The sequence below is a fragment of the Vibrio tritonius genome (assembly GCF_001547935.1).
Lineage (GTDB): Bacteria > Pseudomonadota > Gammaproteobacteria > Enterobacterales > Vibrionaceae > Vibrio > Vibrio tritonius.
The window spans coordinates 1,773,900-1,787,202 of record NZ_AP014636.1 but is presented as its reverse complement, the minus strand read 5'-3'; the positions used below and the strand labels follow the sequence as shown (position 1 = coordinate 1,787,202).

General features: G+C 41.9%; 10 protein-coding genes. 7 read left to right on the top strand and 3 right to left on the bottom strand.

What is annotated here, in order from left to right; translation table 11 throughout:
• The first annotated feature begins 89 nt into the window (after positions 1-89).
• Complete coding sequence (locus tag JCM16456_RS23215; RefSeq protein WP_068718963.1) at positions 90-1,307, top strand: AAA family ATPase; 1,218 nt, start codon at positions 90-92, stop codon at positions 1,305-1,307.
• Positions 1,308-1,314: 7 nt separating this feature from the next.
• Positions 1,315-2,286, top strand: a complete 972-nt coding sequence (locus tag JCM16456_RS23210) for a ParB/RepB/Spo0J family partition protein (RefSeq protein ID WP_068718961.1) — start codon at positions 1,315-1,317, stop codon at positions 2,284-2,286.
• A 141-nt stretch (positions 2,287-2,427) separates the two neighbouring features.
• On the opposite strand, the gene JCM16456_RS23205 is transcribed toward JCM16456_RS23210, so the two are convergent.
• On the bottom strand, positions 2,428-3,459 hold the full coding sequence (locus JCM16456_RS23205; protein ID WP_068718959.1) for an ABC transporter substrate-binding protein: 1,032 nt from the start codon (positions 3,457-3,459) through the stop codon (positions 2,428-2,430).
• 234 nt (positions 3,460-3,693) lie between these two features.
• On the opposite strand from JCM16456_RS23205, the gene JCM16456_RS23985 reads away from it, so the two are divergent.
• The 4 genes from JCM16456_RS23985 (at position 3,694) to pdxH (ending at position 8,707) form a co-directional block, all read left to right on the top strand.
• The gene (locus JCM16456_RS23985; protein ID WP_156430637.1) at positions 3,694-3,861 is read left to right on the top strand and encodes a hypothetical protein; all 168 of its coding nucleotides are present in this window, start codon (positions 3,694-3,696) and stop codon (positions 3,859-3,861) included.
• 122 nt (positions 3,862-3,983) lie between these two features.
• Positions 3,984-6,002 carry a GNAT family N-acetyltransferase gene (locus JCM16456_RS23200; RefSeq protein WP_068718957.1) on the top strand — a complete coding sequence of 673 codons (2,019 nt, stop codon included), beginning with the start codon at positions 3,984-3,986 and terminating at the stop codon, positions 6,000-6,002.
• Positions 6,003-6,201: 199 nt separating this feature from the next.
• Entirely contained in the window at positions 6,202-7,884 is a 1,683-nt protein-coding gene (locus JCM16456_RS23195) for a DUF342 domain-containing protein (RefSeq protein WP_068718955.1), read from the top strand.
• A 187-nt stretch (positions 7,885-8,071) separates the two neighbouring features.
• Entirely contained in the window at positions 8,072-8,707 is a 636-nt protein-coding gene (gene pdxH / locus JCM16456_RS23190) for a pyridoxamine 5'-phosphate oxidase (protein ID WP_068718953.1), read from the top strand.
• 113 nt (positions 8,708-8,820) lie between these two features.
• Here pdxH and JCM16456_RS23185 read toward each other — a convergent pair whose 3' ends face one another.
• Positions 8,821-10,644 carry a formylglycine-generating enzyme family protein gene (locus tag JCM16456_RS23185; RefSeq protein ID WP_068718951.1) on the bottom strand — a complete coding sequence of 608 codons (1,824 nt, stop codon included), beginning with the start codon at positions 10,642-10,644 and terminating at the stop codon, positions 8,821-8,823.
• A 150-nt stretch (positions 10,645-10,794) separates the two neighbouring features.
• Positions 10,795-11,895, bottom strand: a complete 1,101-nt coding sequence (locus JCM16456_RS23180) for a PEGA domain-containing protein (protein WP_068718949.1) — start codon at positions 11,893-11,895, stop codon at positions 10,795-10,797.
• Positions 11,896-12,342: 447 nt separating this feature from the next.
• Between JCM16456_RS23180 and JCM16456_RS23175 the strand changes: the two genes are divergently transcribed.
• The gene (locus JCM16456_RS23175; RefSeq protein ID WP_068718947.1) at positions 12,343-13,167 is read left to right on the top strand and encodes a helix-turn-helix transcriptional regulator; all 825 of its coding nucleotides are present in this window, start codon (positions 12,343-12,345) and stop codon (positions 13,165-13,167) included.
• The last annotated feature ends 136 nt before the right edge of the window (positions 13,168-13,303 follow it).

Sequence of the window (13,303 nt, the reverse complement as noted above, 5' to 3'; positions counted from 1 at the left end):
TTATCTAAAAGTGGTTGTTCACCTTTTTCTTGTATTTGCTTATAGATGCTGTACAATCGTTTTCAACGACCTACTTACGGATATCGGCAATGAAAAGAGAAAAGACAATACAGAATCTCTACCAACTCGCGGAACAGACTCAGCAGGTTCAAGCTGATCGTATTGAAATCGTGTTGGAAGAGCGTCGTGAAGAACATTTCCCTCCAATGTCTAAAGCATTAATGGAAACTCGTTCAGGGTTAACTCGTCGTAAACTTGACGAGGCTATTGGCAAAATGGAAGAGGAAGGTCATCAGTTTACAAAGAATAATGCTAACCATTATTCTATTTCGTTGTCCGAAGCTCATATGTTGATGGACGCTGCTGGTATTCCCAAGTTTTATGAACGTAAGAAAAACGCTGAGAATAAACCTTGGATCATCAATGTTCAGAACCAGAAGGGTGGTACTGGTAAGTCTATGACGGCTGTTCATTTGGCGGCTTGTTTGGCGCTTAATTTGGACAAGCGTTACCGTATCTGTCTTATCGACTTAGACCCTCAAGGCTCACTTCGTCTGTTTCTAAATCCTCAAATTAGCTTAGGTGAGAATACCAATATCTATTCAGCAGTTGATGTGATGTTAGATAACGTTCCAGATGGTGTGGAAGTGGATAAAGCGTTTTTAGAGAAAAACGTTCTATTACCAACACAATATCCGAACCTAAAAACCATTTCAGCGTTCCCTGAAGATGCAATGTTTAACGCGGAAGCGTGGCAGTATCTTTCACAAAATCAGTCGCTTGATATTGTACGTCTCCTGAAAGAGAAATTAATCGATAAGATTGCTGACGATTTTGATGTCATTATGATCGACACCGGTCCGCACGTTGACCCACTTGTATGGAATGCAATGTACGCATCAAATGCTCTGCTAATTCCTTGTGCTGCGAAGCGCCTTGATTGGGCTTCAACGGTTAACTTCTTCCAACACCTTCCTACCGTTTATGAGATGTTCCCTGACGATTGGAAGGGGCTGGAATTCGTGCGTTTAATGCCAACTATGTTTGAAGATGACAACAAAAAACAAGTGGCTGTTCTAACGGAAATGAACTATCTACTGGGTGACCAAGTAATGATGGCGACCATTCCTCGCAGCCGAGCTTTCGAAACCTGTGCAGATACCTACAGCACGGTATTCGACCTTACGGTTAGCGACTTTGAGGGGGGTAAGAAAACTCTCGCAACGGCACAAGATGCTGTGCAAAAGAGTGCGCTAGAGCTTGAACGTGTTCTTCACACAAATTGGTCTTCTTTAAATCAGGGGTAATTGAACCATGGCATTAAAAACGTCTGAATTGAATGCAAAACTGTTTGGTAAAGCGGACAAACGTCGTGCTACCACTCCTCAAGAAGCTCAGTCTGCTGCGAAAGCACAAGCTCAAATCATTGAGCTTGCCATTGCAGGTGAAGAGATGGTGACCTTTGAATTGGTTCGAGTTCCGGCTGATAAAGTAGCAACGGATACGGTGGTTTTTGCGGAAAATGCCCGTGAACAAGAATTCTTAAACGAACATGCTTTGTCTGATGTTTTGGTGACATTAAAAGAACGCGGCCAACAATTTCCAGCGGTTGGTCGTCGCACTTCGGACGACAAAATAGAAGTTCTAGATGGCAGTCGCCGTCGTATGTCTTGTATTTTGGCTCATAAAGATTTCTTGGTTTATGTTTCTAATGACATTAACTCTGATCATGCTAAATTCTTGTCTGATGTTGCTAATGCACACAAGCCGCTTTCTCTTTATGAGAAAGGACGTGAAATGCAAGCTAAGCTCGATAGTGGCGAAGCAGAAGACCAGAAAGCATTAGCTCGTATGTTTCAGTGCAGTGAAGCGTTAGTCAGTGGGGCTTTAAAAGCGGCTGCTTTGCCACTTGAATTACTTAAAGCGTATCCGAACGTTGTGGAATTGGGCCGTCCAACTATCGTTAAATTGCATAAACAATTTAACGAATTGAGTGATGAACAGCAGCAATCTTTGATTGAAAAATGTCATCAAGATGGCAAATACGTGTGGCAGTGTTGTGAAGCGCAAGGTGTAACACGTATTACCAAAGAGGTGACGGAAACACTCGAAAGCTGGATTCAAGATTTCGTTCCACCTAAACGTGCCGAAAATCCAAAAATTGAATTGGTGAAAGGTCGAGCCAATTATTCCCGAAAAGGCAGTAATTTGTCCTTAAACCTGAAAAAGGTCGACGACGCTTTGATGCAAGAAATTTTAGATTTCGTTGCGACAAAACTGCAGTAGAAGAGCTGTCATCTTTTACTCTGTTTTAGGCTCTAACAGGTCGTGTTGAGTCAAAAAGCAGAGGTTGCAAAATTAAAAAGGCCCGCAATTAACTGCGGGCCTTTTTCTATTTTTGGACAGTCGAATCGTTGATATTCAAACTTAGTTACGAAGTTTTTGCCAGTACTCTTCATAAATTGCTAAGGCTTTTGGCCCAACATCGTTAGTGAATTCGCCTTTTTTCATGTCGTCTTCACTAGGAAATATTGTTTTGTTGTCACGGATTGATTCAGGAAGTAATGCTCGGCCTGCGTTTGTTGCTGAAGAATAACCAAGATTATTTACGATCTCTGCTTGGTTCTTTGGTTCATACATAAAGTTGATGAACTTCTCTGCGAGCGCTTTATGCTCCGTTCCTGATGGAATAATAAAGTTGTCCATCCACATCACGGCACCTTCTTTTGGCATCACAAAAGTCAGGTCAGGTAACTCTTGTTGGCCCTGATATCCGTTACCATTCCATTGCATTCCTAGAGATACTTCTCCAGAGATATAAGGAACGTGTGGTGCATCTGAGTTGTACAGTAGTACATTTTTTTTCAATGTAACTAACGATTCGTAGGCTTGCTTGATTTCGTCTCTATCGGTGCTGTTGATGCTATGGCCATTCATTTTCAACGCCATGCCAAATACGTCACGCATATCATCAATGAGCATCACTTGCTGAGCATATTGCGGCTTCCACAAATCAGACCAAGAAGTAATACCTTCAGGTACGAGAGTTTTGTTGTAGTACAGACCGGTAATACCCCAGATGTAAGGCAATGAATATTTGTTTTTTGGGTCATGAGGTAGGCCAAGTAATCCAGGCATAGTGTCTTGCATGTTCGGCACTTGTGCATGGTCTATTTCGGCAAGTAAACCTTCACGAGCCATTTTTTCAATAAAGTATGCCGACGCAAATACAACATCATATCCTGTACCTTTAAGCATTTTTAGCTTGGTATACATCGACTCATTGTTTTCAAAAGTCGTGTAGTTGATGGTGACATTTTGTTGTTTCTCAAATTGCGCGAGAGATGTTTCAGGTAGATAGCCACCCCATGCATACACATTCAGTGTTTCTTTGGCAAAGGCTGTTGTACTTAATAGTCCCACGCTGGCGATCAGGCATCCTTTAAAAAAAAGTTTCATTGCATTTTTTATCCTTAAGTGACCAGCACGATACTGGTTATCAGGGCGATGATTAGGCAACTTGTCTATCTAATAAAGCAAAATAAATTTGTCGTGTAGACAAATTTATTCTCCTCTAAATGGAGAAGGAAAACGTATTGCAAGTTGGAATTACGCTATTCGTATATGTCATTTGCGACGAAGTGGAGTACGCTTTCTCTGCTGTGATAATATTTATACCCAAATGACCTCAAGATGCAGACTTCAGAGCTTTATCAACGAGCACAGGTCAAGCTCAATGACGGAAGGAATGGTCATTCCCTTTCAACGTCATTGGGCGCAGAAATGGGCTTGTTGATGAGCTCCCAACGGGCGAGTTGTATTCGCTCCTATGCTGCGTTACCGATTTTCTACGTAGAATAACTAGGTATTTAAATATAACTATGTATTCAAATCGGTGCCTTGCCTATGAGCGAATACATTCTCGCTGAAACCGCATCTTGAGGTTACTTGGGTATACCTAATTCGAATCAAGATTGAGTGACATGAACAGTTCCTTATCCTATTTAAAAAATCTTCGCGACATTGCTAAACAAAATAATGGTCGTTTTGGTGTCGTGCTTGAGCATGATCTTGAAAGTGCGAAGGCACTTTGTCTTCAATTTTCAGAGGTGATAGGGGAGCAACATGTTTTTGCTCTTGGCACTTCATTTGATGAGTCTCGTGTTCTTCAGCTTGAATCTCACCAAGGACAGCAATTATTAGGTAGAGAGTGTCAGCTATTGATTTGGAATCTGAGTGCTCCTTGGGATGCTAATAGTTTTAGTGCAGCCCTAGGAACGCTATGTGGTGGAGGGTTGCTTCTGTTTGTTGACAGACTAGCGATGAATCACTCAGGCGACAAATGGCTTTCGAATCAATTAAAGGCTCTGCTTTACGTCGGGGAATCAAGACAGTCCGCTCTGCCAGAACTGAACAAGTTCGATTATGATGTGCGTTTCGAACAGCAACATCAGGCTATTTCTCTCATCAAGAAGGTCATTTCTGGGCATCGTAAGCGGCCGTTAATTTTGACAGCAGACCGCGGTCGAGGAAAAACCAGTGCATTAGGTATTGCTAGTGCTCAGTTGATGCAAGAGCGTCAGATTCACATTATTGTTACCGCTCCATCTTCTAAAGCGGTTCAACCTCTTTATAAACATTTATTATCAGCGCTGCCATCTGCCACGCGCAGTAAAGATATTGTGACATTTGGAGAGTCTTCTTTGCGCTTTATGGCTCCAGACCATATTTTACTTGATAAGCCAGAATGCGATTTGTTGATTGTTGATGAAGCTGCCGCGTTACCGATACCCATTTTGCAGGCGTTTGTCGAGCATTATCATCGTATGGTTTTTTCGTCGACGATTAATGGCTATGAAGGATGCGGTAGAGGCTTTACCTTAAAGTTTCAATCTTGGCTTGCTCAACATAGACCTAGCTACAGAGCGTTTCACATAGATCGACCTATACGTTGGGCAAACAACGATTTTCTCGAAGCTTGGCAAAAGCAGACGTTTTTGTTGGACTACGACTTAAAGCCTATTGAGTTAGACGATAGTGAGTTGCGTTATCTTCCGCTTGATAAACACAGTTTGTTAACCTCGCCTGAGACGTTACAGAATGTATTTTCTATTTTGGTAAATGCGCATTACCAGACATCGCCAAACGATCTATTTCAGCTCTTAGCCGATTCGAATACAGTGGTTTGGATTGCAATGCAAGCTGATACTATCGTCGGATGTTTGATGGCAGTAAAAGAGGGTGGGTTGGATAACAAAACCGTTGAACAGATTTGCCAAGGTAAACGGCGTCCTAAAGGGCACTTAGCTGCAGTTTCAATTGCGAACCAAGTTGGAATTACGCTAGCTGCTCTACAAACCAGTTATCGAATCATGCGTATAGCCGTTCACCCTAGTGTGCAAAGTCATGGTATCGGTTCGCAACTTATTACCAAATTTTGTCAGTCAGTTAAGGTCGACTTTGTTACCACCAGTTTTGGTGTCACGGAGCCTTTGTTAAAGTTTTGGTCTTTGAACGGTTTTGAACCGATCCGCCTTGGCACCAAACGAGATCAAGCCAGTGGTTGTCATTCTTTATTGATGGTCAAGAGTGTCAGTGTGGATTGGGTCGAGCAAGCTCAGACTTTGTTTTATCAACATCTTCAATTTGAGTTGAATGATAGTTTTCAATATTTAGACCCAGAGATAGTTCGTTGGTTTATGAGCCATAAAGTCAATATTAGCGGTTTTAACCAAGAGCACGTTAGGTTGATTGAGCGTTACGTGTTGGGTGGCAGTAATTATGAGAGCTGTGCTTTTGCTATGGCTCAACTGTTGGTTAACTTAAAGGGAAAAGAGTGGGAGCGGGTTTCGCGTTTGCTCGTTTGTAAAGTACTGCAAAAATGGACATGGTCTCATTGCGCTTCAAGTTTTTCTCTTTCCGGCCGAAAACAAGTGGAGAGTAAAATGCGCGAATCGTTTCAGGTGTTGTTGAGCGATTTACAGTGTAAAGTTGATTGGTAGTTTAGTAACGCATTTGATTTACAGTGTAAATTGATTACTGTTTTTCTCCGGATTAATGCAATTTACACTGTAAACTACAGAAATTGTATTTCATAAGCTGATGTGGGTGATATAGCACTGATTTTAAAGCCAGAAATATTTGGTCCGCTGCGAATGTTCGATACACTGGCAGCAGTAAATAATCCTTAGGTTAAGTGGTATGTGGAAGGACTTTGTTGCACTAGACGATGAACAAAATCGTGTTGTAGCTAAAATGGATGAAAGTCAATCGGTTGACGATCAGTTAGAAAACTCGTCACTGAACGATGCATTATTGGAACTGGGTGCCGGAAAATTTAAAGTGTTAGACGACCAAGTTGAACGCTTTATCTCTAAGGCAAAACAAAATCATCCAGATGCACGGCTCGGTATTACCGTCGCGGAGAAAGTCGATACGCAAATCAACATCGAGCTTTCTGAAAAAAATATGCTAGCTACCATGAGCGTAATTGGTGCTTATGGAGGGAAGGGCATCACTGCTCCTGATATCGTACGCCACCTTTCAGACGCAAATGTGAAAAAGGGCATTAATAAAGTTGCCCTAAAAAAAGTATTAGTCGCTAGTCAATCTCTCTCTCCGGGAGAAACATTTAGCCAAGTTGTTGCCCATGGAATGCCAGCTCAACATGGCGAGAACGCGCGTCTTGTTCCTTTGGTTGAAGATGTGATGAAGCGTATTCTAGCGCCTCAAGATAATGAAGCGCACAAAATTGATATGCGAGATTTTGGTCAGACAGTTACTGTTGGTGAAAATGACCCTATCATGAAGCGAGAGCCTGCCACAAAAGGAAGCGTCGGCTTTACTGTGTGCGGTGAACCTATCAAACCCACTCCTGGTACCGATACAACATTTAAAGCGGGTAAGGGGTCTTATATCTCAACCGATGATCCTAATTTGTTGTTAGCTAGCCAATCTGGTATGCCTATTATTCGCCAAAATACCGTTGATGTAGAAAACGCGTTATGTTTAAACAGCGTAAGTGTTGCAACAGGGCACGTAAAATTTAAAGGTTCGGTTGTGGTTGCTGGCGATGTGGAGCCTGGCATGATTATTCGCGCTACAGGCAGCGTAACGGTTGGCGGTTTTATTGAATCGGCTGACGTGCAAGCACAGGGCGATATAGAGGTAGGAAAGGGTATCATTGGTCATACAGTATCTGAGTCTGAACCAAAGAGCTGTGTGGTCAAGTCTGGCGGTAATATCAAAGCCAACTATGCACAGTTTTCCGAGCTGCAAGCTACAGGAGATATTCACCTAACCGTGCATTCAATGAGCAATGATTTGCGCTGCGGTGGAGACCTTTTTGTTATTGATGAAAGTGAAACTCAAGGGACTTTAAGCGGGGGGCACGCTAAAGTCGGTGGTTGTGTTGTTTGTTTTAATCTTGGTGTAGAAGGCGATACAGCAACTTATGTTGAGGGATTTGCAAAATACACAATGCAGAAAGAACGAATTGCGAAACAGAAAGCCATCTATAAGCAAGCCCAAGAAGCCACAATGGATGCTGTAAGGCGAGAGCTTGTCGTCAAGAAAAGGGATAAATCGCGGCGAACTCAAGAAGATATCGATCGTGTTGAACACCGTAAAAAAGTGGCTAATGCAAAGATGGAAAAAGCAAAGCACGCGGTCGAGTTGGTTACGCAAGATTTTGACACCTTGTTGGAAACCAAAACAATCGAAGCTAAAGGGCAAGTTTTTACGCATGTGACGGTCATGTTCGCAGACGAAAAAGTGACGACTAAGCGTGCTCATGGTCCATCGGTCTTTCATTTTAATCAGTACAAGATTTTGTGTTCTGCAAAATTATCGGGTGAAGCGATAGGTGAAGAGGACGATCTCTAAGAGCATACTGTGTTGGATGAAGGGAAAGCGTTTAGCTTTCCCTTTTTAACATTAATTACCCTAATGCAAACCAATTTTTATCTCTAAATCACCCCGTTGGCGTTTGTTTGTCGAATATCTGCTCGTTGAAGACTTGAGTTATTGACTCTATCAGCGCAAAATCCATAAAAAATGATAAGGAGTAGAAATGGATCTTTCAGATATTCGTCGCGAATATATTCAGGGCGGCTTGAGAAGAAAAGACTTAAAAGAAGACCCAATTGAACAATTCAATGTGTGGCTTCAGCAAGCGATTGATGCAAAGTTAACAGACCCCACCGCGATGACTGTTGCGACAGTCGATGAAAACGGTCAGCCGTTTCAACGGATTGTTTTACTCAAAAATCTAGATAACAATGGCTTTGTTTTTTATACCAATTTGGGTAGTCGTAAAGCCAAACACCTTGAGCATAATGCCAAAATCAGTTTACATTTCCCTTGGCATCCACTTGAACGTCAGGTTCATATTACTGGGACTGTGGAAAAACTTTCTGCTTTTGAGAATATGAAATATTTCACTTCTCGTCCTAAAGATAGCCAGATTGCAGCGATAGCAAGTCATCAAAGTAGCCGAATTTCGGCTCGTGGTATTCTTGAAGGCAAGTTTCTTGAGCTCAAACAAAAGTTTGCTAATGGTGAAGTTCCAGTGCCGAGCTTTTGGGGCGGTTTTCGTGTCGTTCCTAGCAGTATTGAATTTTGGCAAGGTGGAGAGCACCGATTGCACGACAGATTCTTGTATAGCTTCAGCGAGCAGAGTTGGGCTATTGATCGTTTAGCGCCATAGGTTGTTGCGAACGAGATATTTGGATTTTTAGCGGAATTCAGCGCAAAGAAAAAGGGAGTCATACTCCCTTTTTTATCATTATAAGTTATTTAAGCAGACTGATTTTAGCGAACTTATTTAAGCTCTCGCAGTACCCTAAAGCCGAGGTAATTTGCTGCTGAGTTTGGATCAATAAACAGTTCACTCGACGCTTTAGCCATATCAGGTGAGAAGCTCCAAGCGCCACCTTTTGCCATTCCGCGGGAGTCTTTTGTCCATTCCCAAACGTTACCGACTACATCATAAAAGCCGAGATTGTTTGGCGCGAACGAGCCCACAGGGGAAGTGCTTTTGTTTGACCATTTACTGCCACCCCAGCCTGTATTAGCTTTGTCGGCACCAAAGTCATCTCCCCACCAATAATCGTTTTGACTGCCAGAACGAGCGGCGATTTCCCACTCTTCTTCGGTTGGTAAACGATAAACTGATCCCGTTTGCTTGCTTAACCAATCGGTATAGGCTTTCGCATCATTTTGGCTAACACAAACAACAGGATTAGATGCGGTTTGTTTAAAGCCTGGGTTACGCCAGTAACTGTCTGAAACTGGTGTTACCTCTGAATTATTCACTGAAATGCAAAGGTGTTTTAGCTCTGCATCGGTTTGATATCCAGTTTGAGTAACGAATGTTTCAAACTCACCGACAGTGATTGGTGATGCACTCATTGCGAAAGCATGATCAAGGCTAATTTTACGAGAGGCGTTTTCTCCCACTAAGTATTCACCTCTGATCAGGGTGATCATCTCTGGTGCTTTTATGTTACCTTTCAATGAGTCAGCGAATTTATGGCCTGGTTTTAGCAGATTAGCTTGCTCTCGTAATACAGCGCGCAAGGTTTGGTCGCTATTGATGCCAATCATTTGAGAAAAAGAGTGATACCCTTCTTTTTCTATTGTAATCAGATGGTTGCCTACCGGAAGCATGATTTCAACCGGAGTGCTGCCGTAATTTACGTCATCAACCACCACGTTGTCGTTATATTGATTTGAGCGTACGTTCAAGCTGACCCAAGCGACTTCTTTTTGGTTTTGCTGTCGTTGCCCATTTTGATCAACGGCATAACAGTAACTTTTATCGATGCCAAGCAAAGTACATGCGGCATCTTCACCTGCTCTTGATTCGAGTTGTGCTGTGAGTACAGTTTGATAACGGGTACTGTCAGCAAAACCGGCTTTATTCGTATCATATTTAATGAGATGAATATTCAAAGAAACTTTACTGAGGTTAGGTTTGATAGCTGACGTTTCTGTTGCAGCGTCGACAAGCCAATCCTGATAGTTGTTAACCGCTTTCTGTAAAGCAAGCTCTTTGGTTTGATCGGCACACTGAGCCAGTGTCATTTTTATATCGCATTTATTAGTAAAGCTAACTTTTTGCTCACCAGTAAGTTTTAACTCACTTTTAAGCCTCTGTGCGCGAGCGCGGAGTTTATCATGACCTAAAGCGGTTATCTTCTGCTCGATAGAGCTCTCTTTGGCTTTCAGTTGTGCTAATTGTGCTTCGATGTCTTGAAGCTTCTGTGTCGCTTCTAGACGCGCTTTTTGGTTCTGTTTTACATCAGACCAGGCGCTTTGATATGTCTCCTTAATTGCTGTGATGTCGGTTTTGGGATCATCAAGCATTTTGGCATAGGCTTTTTGGAGTGATGCTTTAGCTGACTGTAGCGTCTCGTCGAGCGCTTTTGCCTGAGTTTCTAGTTGTACCAACTCAGCCGATTGTTTTTTATAAGCGGCTTGCTGGGTCTCAGTTGTCTTCTTTGCATCCTGCAAATCTGCACTTTGGCTAGACAGAGCGTCATCAATAGTGCTGACTGAAGACGAAGCTGCTTCTGCCAACGTTGATGAAACCATTAAGCAAGGAGAGAGTGCCAATAACAGAGCGGGTAAACCTTGTCGCATTATTATCTACTTCAGTTAGCTAATGAAAATATTCTCGCTATTGTAAACGAAAACGCCACTTTGTCAGAAGTCATCTTTCAATAACTTAGTAACAAAATGACGTTTTAGCGAGCTGAAAGAGTAGTGAACATGATCACTATCTATTAATGTTTAGCTCTCTTTATTCGGGCGGAGTTTTACCCAAACAGTGTCGTTACCGTTAATCGTGATGACACGGTTGTAAGTCTCGTATCCATTTTTAGATACGGTGACTTGGTGTCGGCCAGCTGGCAGCACTATCTCTACCGGCGTGCTACCGTAGTTAATGCCATTAATAGTGACTGAATCGTTGTATTGGTCTGAACGTACTGTAACCGTTGACCACTGCTTATCAGAACGTTTTTTGGTTGTCTGCGAGCCTTGTAGACAGTAGCGAGATGATACGTTCAACAATTTACATGCTGCAATCGGTTCAGGTTTTGCCTGCATCTGTGCTTGCATGGATGTGAAGTAATCACTGTTACCTTCAAAGCCGCTCTTAATCACTTGGCTATCTTGCACTGTGATGTTGAGTTCAACATTTTTCACGTTTTGTTTGGCTAAGGCCGATTCTGTCAAACTATTTAGCAATTGCGAACGAAATGTTTTCACTGCTTTTTGTTTTGTCAGATGAACACCTTGGCTAGCACATTCGCCTAACGTCATCGTTGTCGAGCACGTTGTCTTGTAGCTTGTTTCAATAGCACTGGTTTCGCGCAATTCTGCTTCAAGACGTTTTACTCGAGCTTCGATTCGGCTCTCTTGCAAATTGGCAAACTCGGTTTTTAAGCGAGCTGTTTTTTGCTTAAGTTGTGCCAAACGCATTTGACTTTCTGTTAAAGCCTGCTGCTTGTTAAGCAAATCAGATTGATTTTGTTTAACCGCAGCCCAAGATTCTTGATACGTTTTTTGGAAACTCGTTAAATCAGTATCTGGATCTTCTAAAAGGTGGCCATATTGTTTATCTAGAGCTGATTTAGCACGATTTTGTTTTGCGATGAGTTCACCGCCCTCTCGTTTGAGGTTTGATTCTTCATTCTGGAGCTGCTGAAGCGTAGTTGCTTCTTTGTCGTAGTCAGAAGAGATCGCGTCAATTTCACTCTGTTTGGTTGTTAATTTCTCATCGATAGCGGCAACCGGGTCAACAGGTTTGACGTCGTTTGCGTACACCGACGCAGATACCCAAATTGGGGTTAGCGCAAGTAGTAGCGCTGGGATGCGATGTTTGATCATAGTTCCCTGCAACAATTTTACGTTTAACCACTGGTAATCAGTGGGAAAGACAATCTTTTGACAGCATATGTAATGACGCTGACTCTTAAAAATGCAAATCTTTTTCCTTTGGCAACTTACTTTATTTACTGAAATAGACAAGTTAGGTAACTGATTTTGTAAATTTTATAAGCGTGCACCTTCCATTTTGGGCTGTTAAATAAAATATGCAAGCATCTATTGCTAATCTACCTAGTCATTTGCTAATTGAACACTCATTGACCGTAATTTATGTGCACTTGATCATTGTTCCGAATTAATCCTTGCTGGTTATTTACTCAATATAGCACTTGAGCATATGTGACAAGTTGATCAATGTTGAGGAAGCGAACAGAGTTTGTAAGACAATTTTGTGGTGATTGAGTTTTGGTATACCATGCAGTTCTGTCATTCGTTAAGTGTTTCATTATGAGCCTATTGCACGCTGATTTTCCAATTGCACTGGATCAACATGCCAAAGTTTTGTCGCCAAAGCCTGCAGAGTTAGTGACTTTGCCATTGCAAATGAATCGACATGATCATGACTACACCCAAATCGTTATTGGTTTAAAGGGGCAAGTAGATTTTGAAATAAACGGTTTTGGCAATATTGTTTCTCCCGGACAAGGATGTGTAGTGACGTGTGGTTCGGGACATGCCTTTGGTGGAGTGATCGAGCAATCGGATATCTTAGTGCTCAATATGCCAATGCCTAAAGGCGATGATCCTGTACTCTTGCAAAAGATAAATGATCTCGCTAATAAGGATATTTATTTCCAATTGGATGGTCAGATCCAACAGCTAATTCATATGTTAGTGTTGGAGATGCGGGCTCACCCAGACGACTTAATGCTAAGCCGGGGATGCAATGACACCTTAATTTCACTTTTACAGCGTCATATTTCTTCCTTTGAGTTACATCGTAAAGATTCTCGATTTGATCTGGATACCATTGATCGTTATATCGAGCGTCATATCTCTCATAAAATTTCTGTGTTGCAACTTGCGGGCAGCGTGTATTTGGGTGAAAGCCAATTTCATATGCTGTTTAAAGATCGCATGGGAATCACACCTCATCAATATGTCCTACAAAAACGGGTTAACGCTGCTAAAGAATTTATTCGGCAAGGCCAATTTACCTTGGGACAGGTGGCAGAACTCGCGGGTTTTGCTAATCAAAGTGCTTTTACTCATACCTTTACACGAATTGAAGGCTGTTCCCCTTCGCAATTCAAGAAACAGTTTGGTCATTAAATCCAAAAAATGACGAATTATTAATGAGAATTATTCTAATCAACTAAATTTTTAGAGGTGATTAGTGTTTTTATCGTTAAAAATGGTAAAAAATAAGCATTTTATATGGTTATAAATGCTGTGATTCTGTTTTTGT

Bases quoted from the DNA above. Each gene is read 5' to 3' on its own strand.
- JCM16456_RS23215 (WP_068718963.1), top strand. From the start codon at position 90: ATGAAAAGAGAAAAGACAATACAGAATCTCTACCAACTCGCGGAACAG.
- JCM16456_RS23210 (WP_068718961.1), top strand. From the start codon at position 1,315: ATGGCATTAAAAACGTCTGAATTGAATGCAAAACTGTTTGGTAAAGCG.
- JCM16456_RS23205 (WP_068718959.1), bottom strand. From the start codon at position 3,459: ATGAAACTTTTTTTTAAAGGATGCCTGATCGCCAGCGTGGGACTATTA.
- JCM16456_RS23985 (WP_156430637.1), top strand. From the start codon at position 3,694: ATGCAGACTTCAGAGCTTTATCAACGAGCACAGGTCAAGCTCAATGAC.
- JCM16456_RS23200 (WP_068718957.1), top strand. From the start codon at position 3,984: ATGAACAGTTCCTTATCCTATTTAAAAAATCTTCGCGACATTGCTAAA.
- JCM16456_RS23195 (WP_068718955.1), top strand. From the start codon at position 6,202: ATGTGGAAGGACTTTGTTGCACTAGACGATGAACAAAATCGTGTTGTA.
- pdxH (WP_068718953.1), top strand. From the start codon at position 8,072: ATGGATCTTTCAGATATTCGTCGCGAATATATTCAGGGCGGCTTGAGA.
- JCM16456_RS23185 (WP_068718951.1), bottom strand. From the start codon at position 10,644: ATGCGACAAGGTTTACCCGCTCTGTTATTGGCACTCTCTCCTTGCTTA.
- JCM16456_RS23180 (WP_068718949.1), bottom strand. From the start codon at position 11,895: ATGATCAAACATCGCATCCCAGCGCTACTACTTGCGCTAACCCCAATT.
- JCM16456_RS23175 (WP_068718947.1), top strand. From the start codon at position 12,343: ATGAGCCTATTGCACGCTGATTTTCCAATTGCACTGGATCAACATGCC.